Below are 19,642 nucleotides of genomic sequence, written 5' to 3'. Positions count from 1 at the left end.
CGCTCAGGCGGTCTCGGCGAACCGCCTGAGCACCGGGGCGAGCACGTCGGGGGCCACGCTGTGCTGCTCGCCCTTGACGACCCGCAGGGTCGCGGTGGGCAGCAGTTCGGCGATGACGCGGGCGCCGACCATCAGCGTCGGGTCGGTGCCGTCTCCGTGCATGGCCAGGACGGGCACGTCGATCGAGGCCCACCGGTCCTTGTCCAGCGGGGTGCCCGCCATGGTGGAGGCCACGAACCGCCCGTCGTAGGCGATCGTGTGCGCGACCTCCTCGACGACCGCCCACATCGGGCTCTGCCGGAAGCCGTCGACGACCTCAGCGGGCATGCCGATCGCCGCGGTGAAGAACAGCTCCACCGCGTCGCCCGGACGGCCCGCGGCGATGGCCGCGTCGAGCCGCTCGACGTAGTCGGCCGGCAGGGGCGGGCGGCTGTCGTCCACGATGAACGGCGGCTCCCACACCACCAGCCGGTCGATCGGCAGACCGGCGACCGCGGCGTCGAGGGCCAGGGCGGCGCCCGAGGAGAAGCCGCACACCATGGCCGGGGCCCCGGCGTCCTCGATCAGCGCGGCGAGGTCCTCGATCTCACGTTCCGTCGCGTACGGTGCGGTGTCGCCGCTCTGGCCGCGCCCGCGCCGGTCGTAGGAGTACGTCCGGAACCCGTCGCGGAGCAGCTCGCCCACCTCCCCGCTCAGCGGGTTGACGGCGCGGTGGGCGGTGGCCCCGTCGACCATGATCAGCGGCCGGCCCTCCCCGACGGCGTCGAAAGCGATGACGGTGCCGTCCTTCGAGCGAACCGTACCCATGTGCCCCTCCTCGTTTTCAGAACTGGACCGTACAGTACTGACTTCAGTACGGAACTGTCCAGTACTATTCCTCCCGAGGCCCCAAGGAGGTGTGGTGGACCCACAGCAGAGCGGCGCCGAGCCCGAGCTTGGTCGCACGGCCAGAAAGCGGCGCGCGATCCTGGACGCGGCGACCGAGGTGTTCCTGCAGAACGGCTACCTCGGCGCGAGCATGGACGAGGTGGCCGCCAAGGCGGCGGTGTCCAAGCAGACCGTCTACAAACAGTTCGCCGACAAGGAACACCTCTTCACCGAGATCATCCTCGGCACCACCGCCCACCTCCTCGACGGCTTCCGGCAGGTCGCGGCCGACCTCGACCGCGCCGCCGACGCGCGCCAGGCGCTGCACGCCCTGGCCCGCGCCCTCCTGGCCGGCCTCACCCGGCCGGACGTCCTGCGGCTGCGCCGCCTGGTCATCGCCGAGGCCGACCGGTTCCCGCACATCTCCGGGGCATGGTTCGAGCAGGGCTTCCACCCGTCGGTCGTGGAGATGGGCGAGGCGCTGCGCCGCCTGGAAGACCGCGGGCTGCTGCGGAAACTGCCGGACCCGACGCTGGCCGCCTACCAGTTCGCCGGGCTGGTCATGTACAAGCCGATGAACCAGGCGATGTTCGCCGGCACCTCCGCCGGTCCTGAGACCGAGGAGCTGGAGAGCCTCGCCGGCCAGGCGGTGGAGGTGTTCCTCGCCGCCTACGGCTGACGGCTCAGCCGGCCAGGACGCGGTCCAGGGTGCGCCGGCCCATCCGGCTCATGGCCCGGTTGCTGTCGGCGTAGTACCAGACCAGGCCCATCGCCTGCTGGAACGCCCACGCCCGGCCGCGTTCCCAGGTGAGGTCGTCGCAACCCAGCTCGTCCCTGAGGACCCGGCGCGGCCCCGGCTCCAGCAGGTGCCACGCGCTCACGAGGTCCAGCGCGGGGTCGGCCGGTCCGAACCCGCCCACGTCCAGGATCCCCGCCAGCCGCCCGCCCGCCACGAGCACGTTGCCGGGGATCAGGTCACCGTGGTTCATCACGTCCTCCGCCTCACGCGGCAGGCTCCTCAGGAAGTCCCACAGCCGCCGCAGCCCGGGGACGTCGAGCAGCCCCTCGCTGTTCCTGAAGCAGGTCTCCATCCACGCGTCATGGGACTTCAGGTCACCGCCCCGGCCTTGACCCGCGAACGTGCGCCCCCGGGTGCCGACGGCGCGCAGGTCCCGGATGAGCTCCGCCAGATCGCGCGCGAACGCCTCCGACTCCCCCGGGTCCTCCTCCGTGGCCACCACCCCGGGCACCCACGTCTGCACCGACCACGGCAGCGGATATCCCACCCCAGGCTCGCCCAGCGCGACGGGCTCCGGCGTACGGAACCGCGTCCGGCCCGCCAGCTCGCGGCCCGCCTCCGCCTCCGCCCGCAGCCACCGCCGCGTCCCGTCGGCGTCCCCGGGCTGCAGCGGGAACCGGGCGGCCAACCGGTCGCCGACGCGGAAGATGGCGTTGACCGTGCCCTCGGAGACGACACTCCTGACCTCCAGCCCCCGCCACTCGGGGAACTGCGCGTCGATCAACGCGCGCACCGTCCCGGGCGAGACCGTCAGCTGGTCGGCATGCATCCTCATCCGAGGAACCCTCCCCGCGCCGGTCCCGGCCCGCAACCTCTTTTCCGCGCCGCTTTCCGTCTCAGCGGGTGCCGCTGAGTGCGGTGCGGGCGATCTCGGCCCGCTCGGCGGCCTCCGCTTCCGCGGCCCGCTGCTCGGCGAGCACGCGAGCGTCGTAGGCGCTGCGGGCGGCGGCGATCTCGTTCTGGTGCGTCTCGGTCCAGACGACCAGCTCGCGGATGGTCGAATGCAGGGTCGTGCCCAGCGAGGTGAGCGCGTAGTCGACGCGCGGCGGGACGGTCGGGTGCACGGTCCTGCTGATCAGCCCGTCACGCTCCAGATGCCGCAGCGTACGGGTGAGCATGCGCTGGCTGACCCCGTCGATGTTGCGGCGCAACTCGGTGAACCGGAGGCTGCGCCGGTCGAGCAGGGCGATGACCAACAGTGACCATTTGTCCGCCACGCGGTCGAGGATCTGCCGGACCTCGCAGTCCTCCCGCGTGTCCCACTGGAGAACGTCGTAGTCGTCGCCGGTATCCCCGCAGTGACCGAGTGACTTGAAAGTGCCGTCTTCCATGAGATCCCATGATGCTCGACGATGCTGCTGGTTACAAGAAGGAACCGGCATGCAGGAGAGGAACTGCGGGCCGGTTCCGCTTTTGTGAAAGGACCGACTGTGCCCACCTCGATGTCCGCACGTTCCTGGGGCGTGCTCTTCGTGCTCGCCGGCGCCATCTTCCTGGAAGGGATCGACGTGGCCATGCTGAACGTGGCCTTACCGGCGATCCGGGCGGATCTCGGCCTGTCCACCGGCATGCTCAGCGGCGTCGTCAGCGCGTACGTGCTCGGCTACGGCGGCTTCATGCTGCTCGGCGGCCGGGCCGCCGACCTGCTGGGACGCCGCCGGATGTTCCTGTTCTGGCTGACCGTCTTCCTGCTCTTCTCCGGCCTGGGAGGCTTCGCCACCGAAGGGTGGACCCTGTTGACGGCCCGCTTCGTGACCGGCGTCGCCGCCGCCTTCATGACGCCCGCCGGGCTCTCCCTGGTCACCGGCAACTTCCCCGAAGGGCCGCAGCGTACGAAGGCGCTCGGCGTGTACGCCGGCACGGCCTCGGGCGGCTACGTGCTCGGCCTGGTCGCCGGTGGACTGCTGGCCTCCATCGGCTGGCGGTGGGTGTTCTTCGCGCCGGTGATCCTGGCCGGGGTGATCCTCGTGGCGGCGCTGCTCCTGCTCAAGGAGAGCCCGGCCGCCGAACGCCCGCCCGGCGGCTTCGACCTGGCCGGCGCGTTCAGCATCACCGGCGCGATGCTGCTGCTGGTGTACGGCGTGGTCCGGCTGGAACACCCCGGCGACGGCCTCCCGGTCACGATCACCGTACTCGCCGCGGGCCTCGCCCTGCTGGCCGCCTTCGTACTGATCGAACGACGCACCGCGTACCCCCTCGTCCGGCTCGGCATCCTGCGCTCGGCCCCGCTGGTGCGGGCCAACCTGGGCGCGCTGCTGTTCCTGGCCGCGTTCGCCGGATTCCAGTTCATCGTCACGCTCTACCTGCAGGAGGTGCGCGGCTGGAGCAGCCTGCAGACCGGCCTGGCCATGCTCGTGATCAGCCTGGACGTCATCCTGGCGCCGACGCTCACGCCCCGGCTGGTCAACCGGTTCGGCAACGCCCGCGTGCTGTTCGCCGGACTGGTCGTCGCCGTCCTCGCGTACGCGCTCTTCCTGCCGATGGGCATGGACTGGACCTACGCGGCCATGCTGCCGACCATGTTCCTGCTCGGCATCGCCTTCTCCCTGGCGTACGGTCCGCTGACCATGGCCGCGACCGAGGGGGTCGCGGAGCATGAGCACGGCCTGGCCAGCGGTCTGCTCTACACCTCCATCCAGTTCGGCACCGCGCTCGGCCTGTCGGCGGTGACGGCCGTGAGCGTGGCGGCGCTCGGCGACGGCGGCACGCCCGCGGCGATGCTGGAGGCCCAGCGGGTCGCCCTCGTCGTCCCCGTCGCGGCCGTGGCCGTCGGCGCCCTGATCACCGCCTTCGGCCTCCGCCGCCGCGCCGCCGCCCCTCAGCCCGTCCCCGACCCCGAGGGCAGCCCTTCGTTGCAGTCGGGCTGACTTCTCGGGTCGTGGAGCGAGCGCATCGCCTCCACCAGGCTCGCGTGGATGTAGTCGAGCTCGGGCGTGGCGAAGCTCGTCCAGTCGTCGGCGTCGGACCCCTCGGCCTCCCAGTCCTGGGCGGCCGAGGGGTCGTGCCGGTACACCCACCAGAGATTCCCCCACCGGTCCTGGAACCGGGCGAGCGTGTCACCGAAGAAGTCGGTCGGACGCGTGACGATCCGCGCCCCGCGGGCCTCCGCGCGGGCGAGGGTCGCCGCCACGTCGTCCACGTACACCCGGGTGAGCGCCGGGGTGAACGGCCAGTCGGGCTTGCGGTCGGCGAGCGACAGCAGCGAGTCGCCCAGCCGGAGCTCGGCGTGCAGGATGAGCCCGTCCTCGTCGATCGTGCGCGCCTCCGGCACGTCGACCGCGCCGAACACGTCGACGAGGAAGTCGATCAGCTCGGCCGTCTTGTCGGCGATGATGAACGCGTTCACCGTGTTCGAGCCCGCGGGGGCGTCCGGTCGTGCGGTCATGATGGTCCTTTCCTGATGCAGCGGTGCGGGCACTCTCGCAGCAGACCAGGTCACCTCCCGTCCGCGTCCGGCCGCCGCTCTCGTCAGAATTCGTCAGGGCTCGTCCAAATTCGGCAGGGCTCGGCAGGGCTCGTCGGGTCTCGTCAGGTCTCGTCAGGTCTCGTCAGGTCTTGTCAGGTCTTGTCAGGTCTCGTCAGGTCTCGTCAGGTCTCGTCAGGTCTCGTCAGGTCCGTCCGGGCTCGTCAGGTCTCGTCCGGCTCGTCGGGGGGGCGCCTCCAGGGCGCGTAGCATCCGCCCGAGCGCCGCGCGCAGCTCCGCGCGGGCCGGATCGGGAAGGTCCACGGTGTACGCGACGCCTTCCGGGATCCACGACAGCGCGTACATCGTCTCGCGGACGTCGGCGCCGCCCACCGGCCAGACCGTGGTGCCCGCGTCCACCGCCTCGGCGCCCTGCGCCCACTCGCCGAAGAGCCGCCTGAGCCGCTCGACCGGCATCCGGATCGTCGCGGTCGCGTCGGCCGCCCGCTTGCTCCAGGACGCCGCGACGGCCAGGAACTCCACGACCTGCCGGGGCGAGAGCGGCCGCGGCTCGAAGAACACCCCCGTGCGCCGCACGCCGGCGATCCGGTCGACGCGGAACGTGCGCCAGCCGTCACGGTCCAGGTCCCAGCAGATCAGGTACCAGTGCCGCTCCGACGGCGCCAGGCGGTGCGGCTCCACCCAGCGCGACGACGGCCCCGACTCCGGCCTCGCCCCCGCCCCCGATCCCGACCCCGATCCCGACTCCGGCCTTGGTTTTGACCTCGATCCCGACCCCGACCCCGATCCCGACTCCGGCCTCGGTTTTGACCTCGATCCCGGCCCCGATCCCGACCCCGACCCCGATCCCGACTCCGGCCTCGGTTTTGACCTCGATCCCGGCCCCGATCCCGATCCCGACCCCGATCCCGACCCCGGCCTCGATTCCGACTCCGACCCCGACCTCGACCCCGATCCCGATCCCGGCCCTGACCCCGACCTCGATCCCGACACGTGGGTGAAGCGGACCCGCTCGTGACCTCGGCAGGCCAGCGCCAGCTCCGTGAGCACGCCCGGGGACACCCCAGGCCCCGGTCCGGTCCCGGCCGGTCGCACCGCCGCGGCGACCGCGTTGACGCGTTCGCGCAGCGCGGCGGGCAGCACCCGTTCGAGTTTGGCGAGGGCCCGGATGGTGGTGTCCGCGCCGTCGGTGAGCTGCCGCGTCGCCGCCAGGCGCAGGCCCGCCGCCATGGCGACGGCCTCCTCGTCGGTCAGCAGCAGCGGCGGCACCGCGCCGCCGGGTTCCAGCCGATAGCCGCCCGCCGGCCCGGGAACCGAGTCGATCCGGTAGCCGAGGTCACGCAGGCGTTCGACGTCCCGCCGCACCGTACGCTGCGTGACGCCGAGCCGCTCCGCCAGCTCGGGGCCCGTCCAGTGTCGATGGGTCTGCAGCAGGTTGAGCAGCGCGAGCGCGCGAGCGGTGGTGTCCGGCATACCACCAGCTTGCCGCCGAACGAGGACGGTTTCCGTCCGCATCCATGGCGGCTGTTGTCAGGAGCTGGCCGCCGGGTGCGGGTCGCCGAGGTACGGGAACCGGTCCAGGATGTCGGTGTGCGGCGACAGCCCGGTGGGCGGCGCCTCGTTCTTGGTGAGGAGCGCGACCCGGATGTCGATGACGTCTTCCGTGAAGGTCCGCCCGTTGGGGTACGCGGCCGGCTTGGCCGGGTCGAAGCGCAGCACGTCCGGCAGGAGACCATGCTCGTCGATCGCGGCGATCGCCTCCTCTCGGGAGTATCCACCCGTGTGGCCCAGCAGGTGGACGAACTGATCCGTCCACTTCTCCCGATCGTCGACCGGCTCGCCGGCGTTGTACTCCTCCTTGGTGTCGTCGGTGTTGAAGAAGCTGCTCATCGACGGATGCCCCGCCCGGTCCACATGGAGGAGCTCCCCGTCGCGCAGCACGCTGCACCGGCCCCAGATCCGCAGCGTGGGCTGCGGCGCCAGCTCCGCGGTCGGCAGTTCGAGCGCCATGGAGAAGACGTTGGCCGTGGTGTTGGAGTCGACGCCGGTCCACGGGGACTTCCCGCCCAGGTGCGGCGCGGTGAAGTTCCGGTTGCCGCTGGTGTCGAACAGGTTCTTGATCCCGTCGAAGTCGAAGAAGAAGGCGTCACTGCGGCTGCCGGCGGCCACCTGGTAGTCGCCGCCGCCGACCACGTTGGCCCTCGGACCGAAGGAGACGGCGGCGTCCGACACGATCTCGGTGCCCACCGCCTCGGGGGCGCGAGCCTCCGCGCCGGTCGCCATGAAGACGCTGTAGGTCTGCGAACCGTCGCACTCCGGCCGGCTGAAGACCCAGCTGAACGCGACATCGGCCAGGTGATCGCCGTCGTTGTCGATGTTCAGGCGGTAGACGGCGTCGGGGTGCAGGGCGTCCGCGTTCGGATTCGCGTTGAGGATCAGCACAGTCCTGCCCTGGTCGCCGGGCGCCGCGAACGCGTACAGGTCACACAGATCGAGGCGCTGGTCACCGAGCGGCGGTCCAAGGCTGAGACCGGTGAAGTGGTTCGACATGTCAGACCTTCCATCGCTCGCTCACAGGACCGTCACACCCGGCGGGAAGGGGTGTTTCTGCAGGTTAAGCGGTGGGTGTCGGTGGGACGGGGGTTCTGTCGCGGTGTGTCGCGGGGACCGTTCGGCGGCGGCACGTCCGGCCGCCCTGGCAGACCGTACGCTGCGAGCCACCGAGCCACTCCACCGAGTGCGGCCCTCGCGCCCCTTCTTGTCGGCATCTTGTGCAACGGTCGCGGCAGGTGTTCCAAGATGGAAGTGCGTCGTGTTCTATCGGTAGCTTGGAACACCAAAGCTCGGAGGCCGACGATGTCCACACCGCATCACGACAACGAGGCACTGATCCCCCGCCCGCCGCTGACCACCGCCGCGCTTCGGGCGGCAGTCGCTCAGATCGCCCCGGCGCACCTCGGCCAGTTCGTCGACCACCTCGACCAGGCGACAGAGCAGGCAGCTCGGCAGAGCAACGTGGCACCTCTGCAGAGCTTCTTGCAGCAATGGGGTGAATTCGTGGCAATCCAGCGCTACCCGGCCCGAGCATCCCGCCTGCGCGAGTTGGAAGCGGAAGTCGCCATCGCCACCGACAGAGTCAAGCTGAACTCAGCCTTGGCAGAAATCACCGACATCACAGCAACCGCGCAGCTAGAGGCCACCAGTGAGTGACGCCTGGACCTGGGAGTACAACCCCGATTCGGACCAGGTCACTGGCGGCTCCCACCCACCGTCATCCTTGAAGCCGAGCGGCTTGCCGACCAACTCGCAGTTCTCGGGCGGGACTCGATCCGCGCGGGTCGAGGCCCGTTCCACGGAGGAGGTCTTCGGACGCTCGACCTCTTCGGCGGCCGGGGCTTCTTCTCCTTCATCACCGCAGAGCACCTGCGCCTCGTGCTGATCGTCCGCGTCACCTGGACGGATTGACACCGCCCACCCGTACGTCGGAGAAACCTGACGAAGCCCCTCGGCCGTCGGGAAGGACGAGGCTCGCCAGGCCCGCCGGCTCCTGGCCGACGCCAAGCTGCACGGCCACAAGTACGCGATCGACGCGGTCCTCGCCGTCATCGCACGACAGCAGAAGGGACAGGTCACCGTCTTCACCTCGGACGTGGACGACCTGGAGAAACTCGTCCCGGATACGATCGTCGTCAAGAAGGTATGACCTGGTGTGCCCGCTAGGCCGTTCCGTCCGCACAAGCGGTGCCTCACGGAACGACCACGGAACAGGAAGACTCAGGCCAACCAACCCCGCCTGCGACACCGGGCAAGCTGGGGGTTGTCCCCCCCAATGAGAACAGCCTGAGCTCTCGGGCGCGCAAGCGCCTGACGGAGCGAAGACCTTGGCGGGGCGGGCAGCGGACGGCCCACCCCGTAGATGGTTACTTGAGCAACTGCCGGGCCATCACCATGCGCTGGATCTGGTTGGTGCCCTCGTAGATCTGGGTGATCTTGGCGTCGCGCATCATGCGCTCGACCGGGAAGTCCTTCGTGTACCCGTACCCGCCCAGCAGTTGCACCGCGTCCACGGTGATCTCCATGGCGGCGTCCGAGGCGGCGCACTTGGCGGCGCTGGACAGGAAGGTGAGGTCCTTCTGGGGCTGGCCCTTCATGGCGAGTTCGGACTTGGCCGCCGCGTGGTAGGTCAGCTGCCGTGCCGCCTCCAGCTTCATCGCCATGTCGGCGAGCATGAACTGGACGCCCTGGAAGTCGGCGATGGCCTTGCCGAACTGCTTGCGCTCCTTGACGTAGCCCACCGCGTAGTCGAGTGCGCCCTGGGCGATGCCGAGGGCCTGGGCGGCGATGGTGACGCGGGTGTGGTCGAGGGTGGCCAGCGCGGTCTTGAACCCGGTGCCGGGTGCCCCGATCATGCGGGATTCGGGGATCCGCACGTCTTCCATGATCACCTGGCGGGTCGGGGAGGCCTTGATGCCGAGCTTGCGCTCCTTGGGGCCGAACGAGACGCCAGGGTCGGACTTCTCCACCACGAAGGCGGAGATGCCGCGCGCGCCGCCGGCGGACGGGTCGGTGACGGCCATGACCGTGTAGTACTCGGACACGCCGGCGTTGGTGATCCACATCTTGGTGCCGTTGAGCACGTAGTGGTCGCCGTCGCGGACCGCGCGGGTCTTCATGCCGGCGGCGTCGGAGCCCGCCTCCGGCTCGGAGAGCGCGTACGAGAACATGGCGTCGCCGCGGGCCACGGCGGGCAGGTACTGCTGCTTGAGCTCCTCTGACGCCGACAGCATGATCGGGACGGTGCCGAGCTTGTTGACCGCCGGGATCAGGGAGGAGGAGGCGCAGGCGCGGGCGACCTCCTCGATGACGATGACGGCGGCCAGCGCGTCGCCGCCCGCTCCCTCGTACTGCTCAGGAACGTGGATGGCGTGCAGGTCGGCGGCGACGAGGGCCTTGTAGACGTCCCACGGGAACTCCTCGGCCTCGTCCGCCTCGGCGGCGCGGGGCGCGATCTTCTCGTCAGCGAGGGCCCGGACCGTCTCCCGGAGCATGTCGTGCTCTTCGGCGGGCGCGTACAGAGGAAAGCTCATGCCACAAATAGTAGGACGTCCAAGCATCTTGCTACCAACCGGTACGGTTTGTCGAAGTGGCGAGGTGGCACGAAAAGGAGTGAACGCGGGCCTGTAGCATGCCTCCGCGATGGAAAGGAGCTCACTCGTGCCATATCGCCTGACGGTGATCGGGACCGGCTACCTGGGCATCACGCATGCGGCCTGCATGGCGGATCTCGGGTATGAAGTGCTCGGCCTCGACATCGACGTCGACAAGGTCCGCTGTCTCAACAACGGTGAGCTTCCCATCCACGAGCCGGGGCTGGAGCCCGTGCTCCGCCGGGGGCTGGCGTCCGGCCGCCTGCGTTTCACCACCTCCTACGAGGAGGCGGGCGCGTTCGGCGACGTCCACTTCATCTGCGTGGGCACGCCGCAGAAGAAGGGCGAGTACGCCGCCGATGTGTCCTACATGGACGCCGCGATCGACTCGCTGGCCCCGTACCTCGACCGTGAGTGCCTGGTCGTCGGCAAGTCGACGGTCCCGGTCGGCACCGCGTCCAGGCTGGCCGACCGGCTGGTCAGGCTGGCCCCGGCGGGCGCGCAGGCCGAGCTGGCGTGGAACCCGGAGTTTCTGCGCGAGGGCTTCGCCGTGCAGGACACGCTCCACCCCGACCGCATCGTGCTCGGCGTCCGCAGCGAGCGGGCCGAGAAGATGCTGCGCGAGGTCTACGAGCCGCTCGGCGACGTGCCGATGGTGGTGACCGACTTCCCGACCGCCGAGCTGGTCAAGACGGCCGCCAACTCCTTCCTGGCCACCAAGATCTCCTTCATCAACGCGATGGCAGAGGTGTGCGAGGCCGCCCACGCCGACGTGCAGCAGCTCTCGCTCGCGCTCTCGTACGACGACCGGATCGGCGGCCGCTACCTCAACCCGGGGCTCGGCTTCGGCGGCGGCTGCCTGCCCAAGGACATCAGGGCGTTCATGGCGCGGGCCGGTGAGCTGGGCGCCGACCAGGCGCTGACGTTCCTGCGCGAGGTGGACGCGATCAACATGCGCCGCCGCGCCCGCATGGTCGACCTGGCCCGCGAGCTGGCCGGGGGCTCCTTCCACGGCTGCACGGTCGGCGTGCTCGGCGCCGCGTTCAAGCCGAACTCCGACGACATCCGCGACTCCCCCGCCCTGGACGTGGCGCTGACCATAGAGCAGCAGGGCGGGCAGGTCACGGTGTACGACCCGATCGCGCTCGACAACGTCCGCAAGGCGCACCCCGAGCTGGCGTACGGCGAGTCCGCGCTGGACGCGGTACGCGGCGCGCACGTCGTGCTGCTGCTGACGGAGTGGCAGGAGTTCATCGACCTGGACCCGGAGGCGCTGGGCGAGGTCGTGGCCGCCCGCAAGATCGTCGACGGGCGCAACGCGCTCGACGCCGAGGCGTGGCGTTCGGCCGGATGGCACTACCGGGCGCTGGGCCGCCCCTGATCACGAGGGAACAGCCGCCCCTGATCACGAGGGAACACCTGACCGCTCACCGGCGCACCCACTGGGTGAACACCGGACGATAGCCCTGCCTGGCCCAGAACGGGGCCGACAGCGGGTTCGGCACGGCGTGATGCAGCAGCGTCGTGGCCACGCCTGACGAGTCCAGCCGGGCGTGCGCGGCGGCGGCCAGCGCCGCGCCCACACCCCGGCCCCGTACGGCGGGATCGACATACATGACGCCCAGGTAGGCGGCGGGCGTCCGGGTCACCATGGACGCGATCCAGGCCGACCGGGGCGGCGGGTCGACGATGACGGCCCCGGACGGCGTGCCTCCCTGCTCGGCGACCCAGGCCCACGAGCGGGGCAGCGTGTCGGCGAGGCTCTCCCGGATCCTGGCGGGCGTGGAGGCGCGCGGCGTGACCCAGCCGAACTGCGCGTCGTAGGCGACCAGCGCCTCGTACAGGCGCGCGATGCCCTCCAGGTCACCCGGGCCGGCGGGCCGTACCCGGGGATCCTGCCGTACCCGGGCGGAGCCGCGCGGGCGGGCGGCGACGGCGACCAGCGGGGCGAAGCCGCGCAGCGACAGGGCGCGGACGGCGGCGGTGTCGCGGCTCGGCCAGAGCAGCGCGAGCGGCCCGGGCTCCCGCCGGGGCCTCGCCGTCCAGGCGTCCAGCAGCGCGCCGAGCGCCGACTCGGGGTCGGGGCCGCTGACGCGGGCGTGCAGCCGGTGGACGACGAGCGGGCCCCAGGTGGCGTTGAGCGAGTCGGGGCCGGCACGATCCACCGTGGCCAGGCCGACGCCGCCGGGCACCTCGACGAGCTCCTCCCCCAGGCCGGGCTTGGGCAGCCGGTCCTGGCCGCCGGCCAGCGGGTCGGCGGCGCGCACCCGGGCGGCGTGGCCCGCGAGCACGTCCAGCACGGCCGCCTCCCGGGGCGAGCGGGTCAATCGGCCGGCTTGAGCGCCGCCGCCTCGGCGCGCAGCCGCTCGCCCTTGGCGTACGCCTGCTCCTTGAGCCGCTCCTGGAACTCGACCATGCGGGCGCGCAGGGTGGCGTCGGTGGCGGCGAGGATGCGTACGGCGAGCAGGCCGGCGTTGCGCGCGCCGCCGACCGCGACGGTCGCGACGGGCACCCCGGCGGGCATCTGGACGATGGACAGCAGAGAGTCCATGCCGTCGAGGTACTTCAGCGGCACCGGCACCCCGATCACCGGCAGCGGCGTCACCGAGGCGAGCATGCCGGGCAGGTGGGCGGCGCCACCCGCGCCCGCGATGATGACCTCGACGCCGCGGTCGGCGGCGCGCCGGCCGTACTCGATCATCTCGGCCGGCATCCGATGGGCGGAGACCACGTCGGCCTCGAACGGGACGCCGAACTCGGCCACCGCCTCGGCGGCGGCCTTCATCACCGGCCAGTCGGAGTCGCTGCCCATGACGATGCCGATGCTCACGTGTACTCCCCGGTCATCAGGTAGACGGCGGCGTGCCGGGCGCGGGCCCTGACCTCGTCGAGGTCGTCGCCGACGGCGGTGACGTGGCCGATCTTACGGCCGGGACGCACCTGCTTGCCGTAGAAGTGCACCTTCACGCCGGGGTCGTGGGCCATCACGTGCTCGTACCGCTTGAACAGGTCGGGGTCCTCGCCGCCGAGCAGGTTGGCCATGACGACCGCAGGGGCGGTCATGGCGGGGGTGCCGAGCGGCAGGTCGAGCACGGCCCGCAGGTGCTGCTCGAACTGGGAGGTGCGGGAGCCCTCGATGGTCCAGTGGCCGCTGTTGTGCGGGCGCATGGCCAGCTCGTTGACCAGCAGCCCGCGGCGGGTCTGGAACATCTCGACGGCCAGCAGGCCCGTGACGCCCAGCTCGTCGGCGATCCGCAGGGCGACCCGCTGCGCCTCGGCCGCCTCCTCGGGGTCGAGGCCGGGGGCCGGGGCCAGCACCTCGACGCAGATGCCGTCGCGCTGCACGGTCTCCACGACGGGGTAGGAGACGCCCTGGCCGTGCGGGGAGCGGGCGACGAGGACGGCCAGCTCGCGCTCGAACGGCACGAACGCCTCCGCCAGCAGCGGCGACCCGGCCTGGAACGCCTCGGCCGCGGCCTCCTCCGAGTCGCACACCCACACGCCGCGGCCGTCGTAGCCGCCGGTGATCGCCTTGAGCACCACCGGCCAGCCGTGCTCGGCGGCGAACGCGGCCGCCTCGCCGGGGGTGGACACGCGGGCCCAGGCAGGACAAGGGGCGCCGATCGCGGTCAGCCGCTCGCGCATGACGGCCTTGTCCTGCGCGTGCACGAGGGCGTCGGGGCCGGGGTGGACGGCGTGGCCGTCGTCGATGAGGGCCCGGATGTGGTCGCCTGGCACGTGTTCGTGGTCGAAGGTGATCGCGTGACAGCCCTGGGCGAACGCGCGCAGGTCGTCGAGGGAGCGGTAGTCGCCGACGTGGGTGTCGACGATGACGCGCGCGGCGCTCTCGTCGGGGGCGCCGGCGAGCACGCGCAGCTCGACGCCGAGGGCGATGGCCGGTGGCTGCGTCATCCGGGCGAGCTGCCCGGCGCCGACGATGCCGACGACGGGGCCGATGGGGCTGTATGCGTTCACGTGTGGTGAGCATACCGGCCGTCTTCCGGAGCACCCCAGGTAGAGCACTCCTCCGGCGGATCGCGTTATGAGGTGATGTGTTCAGGAAAGAGGATCCTGACGCGGGCGGTTAGGTACGCCGGTACGCTGAGGTGGTCGTGATTCGACGAGGCGGAAGGGCCGAGCAGAAACGTGCGGTTGGTCAAGAGTCTTTACCAGCGGTTCGCCGCCCTCGTCCATGAGCTCACCAAGTTCGGGATCATCGGCGGGATCGCGTTCCTGATCGACCTCGGCACGCTCAACCTGTTCCACCTGGTCTTCGGGATCGGGCCGATGACCTCGAAGGTCGTGGCCACGACGATCTCCACCAGCTTCGCGTACGCGGGAAACCGCTTCTGGACGTTCCGCCACCGCGAGCAGAGCGGCCTGGGCCGCGAATACTTCCTGTTCTTCCTGATGAACGGCATCGCGCTGCTGTTCGGCGTGCTGGTGATCGGGTTCACCACCTACACGCTGAAGCTCGACGACCCGCTCAGCCTCAACGTCGCCAACATCGTCGGCGTCGGCCTCGGCACCCTGTTCCGCTACTGGTCCTACAAGAAGTGGGTGTTCCTGGAGGCCACGACGCCGATCCCGGCCGAGCTTCCCGAGGTCGGCGTCAAGCAGAAGCGCTGAGCTTCCCGAGGTCCGGCGTCACGCAGGAGCACTGAGCTTCCCGGGGCCCCGCCTCACGCGGGGCCGCTGAGCTTCCCGGGGCCCGCCTCATGCGGGGCCGCTGACCACGCGGTTCCTGCCCGGGTCGTCGGCCGGCCGCAGGAAGACCGCGAACGTCGCCGGCCTCCTGCGCACCAGTTCGAGCCGCCCGCCGTCGGCGGCGGCCAGCGCGCGGGCGAGCGTCAGCCCCAGCCCGGTGCCGCCACCCCCGCTCACGTTCCGCTCGAAGATCTTGGGCGCGATGTCGTCGTCGATCCCCGGGCCCTCGTCGGTCACCTCGATCACCACGTAGTTGTCGCCGCTCGTCGTGCTGACGGTGACGGCGCCGCCGCCGTGGCGCAGGGAGTTCTCCAGCAGCGTGGCGATGACCTGGCCGAAGCCGCCGGTGGTGGCCAGCGCCTTGAGGCCGCGGGTGCCGCCGAGCACGAGCCTGCGGCCCACGCCGCGGAAGACCGGGTCCCACTCGGTCACCTGCTGGACCAGCACCTCGTCGATGGAGATCGGCTCCGCCTGCGAGTGCCGCTGGCGGCGGGCCGCGGCGAGCAGCTCGTCGATCACCGCGGTGAGCCGCTCGGCCTGCACGATGGCCGCCTCGCCCTCCTCGCGTACGACGTCGGGGTGGTCGGAGGCGGCGACGATCTCCTCCAGCCGCATGGTGAGGCCGGTCAGCGGGGTGCGGAGCTGGTGCGACGCGTCGGTGGCGAACTCGCGCTCGCGGGTGAGCAGGTCGGAGATGCGGGTGGCGCTGCGGTCGAGGACCTGGGCCACCCGGTCGAGCTCGGGGATGCCGTAACGGTGCTTGCTCGGCCGGGCGTCCCCGGAGCCGAGCCGTTCGGCGATCTTGGCGAGGTCCTGCAAGGGCAGCGTGAGCCGGCGGGACTGGACGATGGCCAGGCCGACGGCGACGGCGAGAGCCGCGACGGCCAGGGCGACGATCAGCAGCAGGCGCGCGTACACGTCCTGCTCGACCTGGGCCCGGTCGCGGCTCACCCGGACGAAGATGCCGCTGTCGGACTCGGCGTCCTCGGTCATCTGCTGACCCGAGGGCGGTGGCGTGCCGACGACGGTGGCCTTCGGGGGGTTCCCGCGTTCGAATATCTGGATGTAGCGATCCGGGTATTTCTGCTCCAGCTGCTGCGGGTCGAGCGGCGTCTCCTGGATGCGGGCGTACTCGACCTCACCCACCAGGCGGGTGGCCTCCGCCCTGAGCTCCTGGGCGGCCTCGTCGACGATCAGGCGGCTGACGACGACGCCGAGAGGCACCCCGAGCAGCAGGACGGCGATGGCGGCGACGAGGAGGGTTGAGGAGAGCAGGCGTCGGCGCATGCCTACTCGCGTTCGAAGCGGAAGCCGACTCCCCGGACGGTCGTGATGTAACGGGGCTTGGCGGCGTCGTCGCCCAGCTTGCGGCGCAGCCACGAGATGTGCATGTCGAGGGTCTTGGTCGACCCCCACCAGTTGGTGTCCCATACCTCGCGCATGATCTGTTCGCGGGTGACCACCTTGCCGGCGTCGCGCACCAGCACGCGCAGCAGGTCGAACTCCTTGGTCGTGAGGTGGAGCTCCTTGTCGCCCATCCAGGCGCGACGGGAGTCGGCGTCGATGCGGACGCCCTGCACCACCGGGGTCTCGGACGTGCCGCGCCGCAGCAGGGCCCGCACCCGGGCGAGCAGTTCGGCGAGGCGGAACGGCTTGGTGACGTAGTCGTCGGCGCCGGCGTCGAGGCCGACGACCGTGTCGACCTCGTCCACCCGGGCCGTGAGGATGAGCACGGGGGTGCCGTGTCCCTCGGCGCGGATGCGGCGGGCCACTTCGAGGCCGTCCATCTCGGGCAGGCCCAGGTCCAGAACGATGAGGTCGATGCCACCCGACAGTGCCCTCTCCAGGGCCTGCGGGCCGTCGGGGCTCACCTCAACCTGGTAGCCCTCGCGGCGCAGGGCGCGCGCGAGCGGCTCGGAAATCGAGGTGTCATCCTCGGCGAGAAGTACGCAGGTCATGGAGCGATCGTAGGACCTTAGAGGATCGTTTCCCGGGCACAGCGCGCGGTTTGACTCGTAGTTGACCTATCTATTGACCTGGGCAAACGCGACTAAATGTCGGTTAGTCGTGATTAAATTACCGCGGTTCTCGGCGGTAAACCCTTGCCCCTCCAGAAACGCGCGCGCCCGCCGGAAATAACCGGCGGGCGGGGGTCGCGGCGGCAGGGGGCTGGGCGCGGGGGGTCAGTCGTCCGGGTGGAACGGCGGCTCAGTCGTCGGTGGACGGCGGCTCGGCGTAGCGGGCGAGATAGAGCTGCTCGCCGAGCGTCTCGATGAGGCCGAGCTCGGTCTCCAGGTAGTCGATGTGCTTCTCCTCGTCCTCGAGGATCTCCTCGAAGATGCGGGCGGAGGTGATGTCGCCCTTCTCGCGCATCAGCGCGATGCCGGGCCGCAGCCGCTGCACGACGCTCATCTCGACCTCCAGGTCGGCCTGGAGCTGCTCGCGCACGGTCTGACCGATGTGGAGCGTGCCCAGCCGCTGGTAGTTGGGCAGCCCTTCGAGGAACAGGATGCGGTCGGTGAGACGCTCGGCATGCTTCATCTCGTCGATCGACTCGTATCGAGTGTGCTCGGCGAGCTTGGTGTAGCCCCAGTTCTGCTGCATCTTGGCGTGCAGGAAGTACTGGTTGATGGCGGTGAGCTCCGCCGTGAGCTGCTCGTTGAGCAACTCGATGATCTGCTTGTCACCCTGCATGGAAACAGGCCCCTCGTGCTATGCCGTGGTCAGTTCGTCAGACCGTTTCAGCATCGCACAGATCTTCCGTACACAACGGGCGCAGTCGCCCCCGGCGCCCGTTGTGTCGCGTACCTGCTTAGCGCTCTTGGCGCCCGCGGAAATGCAGTCGTGGACCTCGTTCTCGGTCACAGCACGACAAACACACACGTACATCCGGGGCAGCCTCTCGGGAGCTAATCAGGTAAGGCATACCTAAGGTAGCTCACTGAGGTAAGGCTTGCCTATGTGAGGTGCGCCATAAGGTGGTGTCAGTGGCCGCGGGCGATCCACTCCTCCAGATCGGGCGCCTCCGCGCCGATCGAGGTCGAGTCGCCGTGCCCGGTGTGCACGACGGTCTCGGGCGGCAGCACCAGCAGCCGCTCGCGGATCGACTCGATGATCGTGTCGAAGGACGAGTAGGACCGCCCGGTCGCCCCGGGGCCGCCCTTGAACAGCGTGTCGCCGCTGAACAGCGCGCCCACTTCCGGAGCGTACAGGCAGACCGCGCCCGGCGAGTGGCCCGGGGTGTGGATGACCTGCAGCGCGATCCCGCCCGCCTCGATCTTCTCGCCGTCGACGATCGGCTCGTAGGCGACCTCGCTCCCGTAGACCTGGTCCCAGAGCACCTGGTCGTCGGGGTGCAGCCGGATCGGCGCGCCGGTGCGGCGGGCCAGCTCGGCGGCGGCGTTGACGTGGTCGTTGTGCGCGTGGGTGCAGACGATGGCGCGCACCCGGCGCCCGCCGACCCGCCGGGCGATGGCCTCGGCGTCGTGCGCGGCGTCGATGACGACGACCTCGCGGGCGTCGCCGACCAGCCAGACGTTGTTGTCGACGTCCCACGTGCCGCCGTCGAGGGAGAAGGTGCCGGAGGTGATGACCCTGTCGAGCATTTAGAGGATCACCACCGACCGCAGGACCTCGCCCCGCTCCATCTTGTGGAAGGCCTCTTCCACCCCGTCAAGGGCGATCGTCTCGGAGACGAACTTGTCGAGCGGCAGCCGGTGCTGCAGGAACAGGTCGATGAGCATCGGGAAGTCGCGGGTGGGCAGGCAGTCGCCGTACCACGACGACTTGAGCGCGCCGCCCCGGCCGAACACGTCCAGCAGCGGCAGGTCGATGCGCATCTCCGGGGTGGGCACGCCCACGAGCACGACGGTGCCGGCCAGGTCGCGGGCGTAGAAGGCCTGCTCGTAGGTCTCGGGGCGGCCGACCGCCTCGATGACCACGTCGGCGCCGAAGCCGCCGGTGAGCTCGCGGATCGCCTCGACCGGGTCGCCGGCGCGGGAGTTGACCGTGTCGGTGGCGCCGAAGCCGCGGGCCCACTCGAGCTTGCGGTCGTCCACGTCCACCGCGATGATCTTGGCGGCGCCGGCCAGGGAGGCGCCGAGTACGGCGGCGTCGCCGACGCCGCCGCAGCCGATGACCGCGACCGTGTCGCCGCGGGTGACGCCGCCGGTGTTGATGGCGGCGCCGATGCCGGCCATCACGCCGCAGCCCAGCAGCCCGGCGACCGACGCCGGCGCCTCGGCCGAGACCTTCGTGCACTGCCCGGCGGCGACCAGCGTCTTGCCGATGAACGCGCCGATGCCGAGCGCGGGCGACAGCTCGGTGCCGTCGGTGAGCGTCATCTTCTGGGTGGCGTTGTGGGTGTTGAAGCAGTACCACGGCCGGCCGCGCAGGCAGGCCCGGCACTGGCCGCACACGGCCCGCCAGTTGAGGATGACGAAGTCACCCGGCTCCAGGCCGGTGACGCCCTCGCCGACCGCCTCGACGACGCCCGCCGCCTCGTGCCCGAGTAGGAACGGGTAGTCGTCGCTGATGCCTCCCTGACGATAGTGGAGGTCGGTGTGGCAGACCCCGCAGGCCTGCACGGTCACCACCGCCTCGCCCGGACCCGGATCGGGAACGAGCACCGTTTCGAGAGAGACTTCCTGGCCCTTGCCCCGGGCGATGACACCCTGCACTTCGTACGGCATGCCAGCC

General features: G+C 70.7%; 21 protein-coding genes. 5 read left to right on the top strand and 16 right to left on the bottom strand.

The features are described from left to right. Nucleotides 1-3: 3 nt before the first annotated feature. The gene (locus tag ACGFI7_RS03565) at nt 4-807 is read right to left on the bottom strand and encodes an alpha/beta fold hydrolase (protein WP_393398614.1); all 804 of its coding nucleotides are present in this window, start codon (nt 805-807) and stop codon (nt 4-6) included. A 94-nt stretch (nt 808-901) separates the two neighbouring features. Between ACGFI7_RS03565 and ACGFI7_RS03560 the strand changes: the two genes are divergently transcribed. Further along, entirely contained in the window at nt 902-1,546 is a 645-nt protein-coding gene (locus ACGFI7_RS03560; RefSeq protein ID WP_393398612.1) for a TetR/AcrR family transcriptional regulator, read from the top strand. A gap of 4 nt (nt 1,547-1,550) precedes the next feature. Here ACGFI7_RS03560 and ACGFI7_RS03555 read toward each other — a convergent pair whose 3' ends face one another. After that, entirely contained in the window at nt 1,551-2,441 is an 891-nt protein-coding gene (locus ACGFI7_RS03555) for an aminoglycoside phosphotransferase family protein (RefSeq protein WP_393398610.1), read from the bottom strand. 61 nt (nt 2,442-2,502) lie between these two features. After that, nucleotides 2,503-2,997: a winged helix-turn-helix transcriptional regulator gene (locus ACGFI7_RS03550; RefSeq protein WP_393398608.1), complete on the bottom strand. Its 495-nt coding sequence runs from the start codon at nt 2,995-2,997 to the stop codon at nt 2,503-2,505. A gap of 111 nt (nt 2,998-3,108) precedes the next feature. Between ACGFI7_RS03550 and ACGFI7_RS03545 the strand changes: the two genes are divergently transcribed. Next, complete coding sequence (locus tag ACGFI7_RS03545) at nt 3,109-4,533, top strand: MFS transporter (protein ID WP_393398606.1); 1,425 nt, start codon at nt 3,109-3,111, stop codon at nt 4,531-4,533. On the opposite strand, the gene ACGFI7_RS03540 is transcribed toward ACGFI7_RS03545, so the two are convergent. The 3 genes from ACGFI7_RS03540 to ACGFI7_RS03530 form a co-directional block, all read right to left on the bottom strand. Further along, nucleotides 4,485-5,051, bottom strand: coding sequence for a VOC family protein (locus ACGFI7_RS03540; RefSeq protein ID WP_393398604.1), 567 nt, complete (start codon nt 5,049-5,051; stop codon nt 4,485-4,487). The two genes, ACGFI7_RS03545 and ACGFI7_RS03540, sit on opposite strands and share 49 nt — an antisense overlap. A gap of 213 nt (nt 5,052-5,264) precedes the next feature. After that, the gene (locus ACGFI7_RS03535) at nt 5,265-6,563 is read right to left on the bottom strand and encodes a helix-turn-helix transcriptional regulator (protein WP_393398602.1); all 1,299 of its coding nucleotides are present in this window, start codon (nt 6,561-6,563) and stop codon (nt 5,265-5,267) included. A gap of 57 nt (nt 6,564-6,620) precedes the next feature. Then, on the bottom strand, nt 6,621-7,640 hold the full coding sequence (locus ACGFI7_RS03530) for a DUF4331 family protein (RefSeq protein ID WP_393398600.1): 1,020 nt from the start codon (nt 7,638-7,640) through the stop codon (nt 6,621-6,623). A 306-nt stretch (nt 7,641-7,946) separates the two neighbouring features. Here ACGFI7_RS03530 and ACGFI7_RS03525 point away from each other — a divergent pair, with 306 nt between their 5' ends. Further along, on the top strand, nt 7,947-8,300 hold the full coding sequence (locus ACGFI7_RS03525) for a hypothetical protein (RefSeq protein ID WP_393398598.1): 354 nt from the start codon (nt 7,947-7,949) through the stop codon (nt 8,298-8,300). A 710-nt stretch (nt 8,301-9,010) separates the two neighbouring features. On the opposite strand, the gene ACGFI7_RS03520 is transcribed toward ACGFI7_RS03525, so the two are convergent. Next, nucleotides 9,011-10,177: an acyl-CoA dehydrogenase family protein gene (locus ACGFI7_RS03520; protein ID WP_393398596.1), complete on the bottom strand. Its 1,167-nt coding sequence runs from the start codon at nt 10,175-10,177 to the stop codon at nt 9,011-9,013. Nucleotides 10,178-10,304: 127 nt separating this feature from the next. Here ACGFI7_RS03520 and ACGFI7_RS03515 point away from each other — a divergent pair, with 127 nt between their 5' ends. Beyond that, the gene (locus tag ACGFI7_RS03515) at nt 10,305-11,618 is read left to right on the top strand and encodes a UDP-glucose dehydrogenase family protein (RefSeq protein ID WP_393398594.1); all 1,314 of its coding nucleotides are present in this window, start codon (nt 10,305-10,307) and stop codon (nt 11,616-11,618) included. 46 nt (nt 11,619-11,664) lie between these two features. On the opposite strand, the gene ACGFI7_RS03510 is transcribed toward ACGFI7_RS03515, so the two are convergent. The 3 genes from ACGFI7_RS03510 to ACGFI7_RS03500 are packed head-to-tail and all read right to left on the bottom strand — an operon-like array spanning nt 11,665 to nt 14,212. Next, complete coding sequence (locus tag ACGFI7_RS03510; protein ID WP_393398592.1) at nt 11,665-12,537, bottom strand: GNAT family N-acetyltransferase; 873 nt, start codon at nt 12,535-12,537, stop codon at nt 11,665-11,667. A 23-nt stretch (nt 12,538-12,560) separates the two neighbouring features. Continuing rightward, complete coding sequence (gene purE / locus ACGFI7_RS03505) at nt 12,561-13,049, bottom strand: 5-(carboxyamino)imidazole ribonucleotide mutase (RefSeq protein ID WP_393399594.1); 489 nt, start codon at nt 13,047-13,049, stop codon at nt 12,561-12,563. A 14-nt stretch (nt 13,050-13,063) separates the two neighbouring features. After that, on the bottom strand, nt 13,064-14,212 hold the full coding sequence (locus ACGFI7_RS03500; protein WP_393398591.1) for a 5-(carboxyamino)imidazole ribonucleotide synthase: 1,149 nt from the start codon (nt 14,210-14,212) through the stop codon (nt 13,064-13,066). Between the two features lie 171 nt (nt 14,213-14,383). Here ACGFI7_RS03500 and ACGFI7_RS03495 point away from each other — a divergent pair, with 171 nt between their 5' ends. Continuing rightward, on the top strand, nt 14,384-14,866 hold the full coding sequence (locus ACGFI7_RS03495) for a GtrA family protein (protein WP_393398589.1): 483 nt from the start codon (nt 14,384-14,386) through the stop codon (nt 14,864-14,866). A gap of 87 nt (nt 14,867-14,953) precedes the next feature. On the opposite strand, the gene ACGFI7_RS03490 is transcribed toward ACGFI7_RS03495, so the two are convergent. The 6 genes from ACGFI7_RS03490 to ACGFI7_RS03465 form a co-directional block, all read right to left on the bottom strand. Continuing rightward, a complete protein-coding gene (locus ACGFI7_RS03490) occupies nt 14,954-16,231 on the bottom strand; it encodes an ATP-binding protein (RefSeq protein WP_393398587.1) in 1,278 nt (425 codons plus the stop codon). A 2-nt stretch (nt 16,232-16,233) separates the two neighbouring features. Then, nucleotides 16,234-16,902 (bottom strand): response regulator transcription factor, encoded by a 669-nt coding sequence (locus ACGFI7_RS03485; protein WP_012888073.1) that lies wholly within the window; start codon nt 16,900-16,902, stop codon nt 16,234-16,236. 250 nt (nt 16,903-17,152) lie between these two features. Then, nucleotides 17,153-17,638, bottom strand: coding sequence for a bacterioferritin (gene bfr, locus ACGFI7_RS03480; protein WP_393398585.1), 486 nt, complete (start codon nt 17,636-17,638; stop codon nt 17,153-17,155). 18 nt (nt 17,639-17,656) lie between these two features. Next, nucleotides 17,657-17,833, bottom strand: a complete 177-nt coding sequence (locus ACGFI7_RS03475) for a bacterioferritin-associated ferredoxin (RefSeq protein WP_393398583.1) — start codon at nt 17,831-17,833, stop codon at nt 17,657-17,659. 95 nt (nt 17,834-17,928) lie between these two features. Then, nucleotides 17,929-18,549, bottom strand: a complete 621-nt coding sequence (locus ACGFI7_RS03470; protein ID WP_393398581.1) for an MBL fold metallo-hydrolase — start codon at nt 18,547-18,549, stop codon at nt 17,929-17,931. After that, entirely contained in the window at nt 18,550-19,635 is a 1,086-nt protein-coding gene (locus ACGFI7_RS03465; RefSeq protein ID WP_393398579.1) for an S-(hydroxymethyl)mycothiol dehydrogenase, read from the bottom strand. Nucleotides 19,636-19,642 lie beyond the last annotated feature (7 nt).

It is taken from the genome of Nonomuraea sp. NPDC048826, from assembly GCF_043198225.1.
Lineage (GTDB): Bacteria > Actinomycetota > Actinomycetes > Streptosporangiales > Streptosporangiaceae > Nonomuraea.
Note: the sequence above shows the minus strand (reverse complement) of the source record. Positions and strands in the feature narration are given on the sequence as shown.

Bases quoted from the DNA above. Each gene is read 5' to 3' on its own strand.
- ACGFI7_RS03530 (WP_393398600.1), bottom strand. From the start codon at position 7,640: ATGTCGAACCACTTCACCGGTCTCAGCCTTGGACCGCCGCTCGGTGAC.
- ACGFI7_RS03465 (WP_393398579.1), bottom strand. From the start codon at position 19,635: ATGCCGTACGAAGTGCAGGGTGTCATCGCCCGGGGCAAGGGCCAGGAA.
- ACGFI7_RS03485 (WP_012888073.1), bottom strand. From the start codon at position 16,902: ATGACCTGCGTACTTCTCGCCGAGGATGACACCTCGATTTCCGAGCCG.
- ACGFI7_RS03520 (WP_393398596.1), bottom strand. From the start codon at position 10,177: ATGAGCTTTCCTCTGTACGCGCCCGCCGAAGAGCACGACATGCTCCGG.
- bfr (WP_393398585.1), bottom strand. From the start codon at position 17,638: ATGCAGGGTGACAAGCAGATCATCGAGTTGCTCAACGAGCAGCTCACG.
- ACGFI7_RS03535 (WP_393398602.1), bottom strand. From the start codon at position 6,563: ATGCCGGACACCACCGCTCGCGCGCTCGCGCTGCTCAACCTGCTGCAG.
- ACGFI7_RS03565 (WP_393398614.1), bottom strand. From the start codon at position 807: ATGGGTACGGTTCGCTCGAAGGACGGCACCGTCATCGCTTTCGACGCC.
- ACGFI7_RS03540 (WP_393398604.1), bottom strand. From the start codon at position 5,051: ATGACCGCACGACCGGACGCCCCCGCGGGCTCGAACACGGTGAACGCG.
- ACGFI7_RS03525 (WP_393398598.1), top strand. From the start codon at position 7,947: ATGTCCACACCGCATCACGACAACGAGGCACTGATCCCCCGCCCGCCG.
- ACGFI7_RS03545 (WP_393398606.1), top strand. From the start codon at position 3,109: ATGTCCGCACGTTCCTGGGGCGTGCTCTTCGTGCTCGCCGGCGCCATC.
- purE (WP_393399594.1), bottom strand. From the start codon at position 13,049: ATGGGCAGCGACTCCGACTGGCCGGTGATGAAGGCCGCCGCCGAGGCG.
- ACGFI7_RS03475 (WP_393398583.1), bottom strand. From the start codon at position 17,833: ATGTACGTGTGTGTTTGTCGTGCTGTGACCGAGAACGAGGTCCACGAC.
- ACGFI7_RS03470 (WP_393398581.1), bottom strand. From the start codon at position 18,549: ATGCTCGACAGGGTCATCACCTCCGGCACCTTCTCCCTCGACGGCGGC.
- ACGFI7_RS03555 (WP_393398610.1), bottom strand. From the start codon at position 2,441: ATGAGGATGCATGCCGACCAGCTGACGGTCTCGCCCGGGACGGTGCGC.
- ACGFI7_RS03490 (WP_393398587.1), bottom strand. From the start codon at position 16,231: ATGCGCCGACGCCTGCTCTCCTCAACCCTCCTCGTCGCCGCCATCGCC.
- ACGFI7_RS03550 (WP_393398608.1), bottom strand. From the start codon at position 2,997: ATGGAAGACGGCACTTTCAAGTCACTCGGTCACTGCGGGGATACCGGC.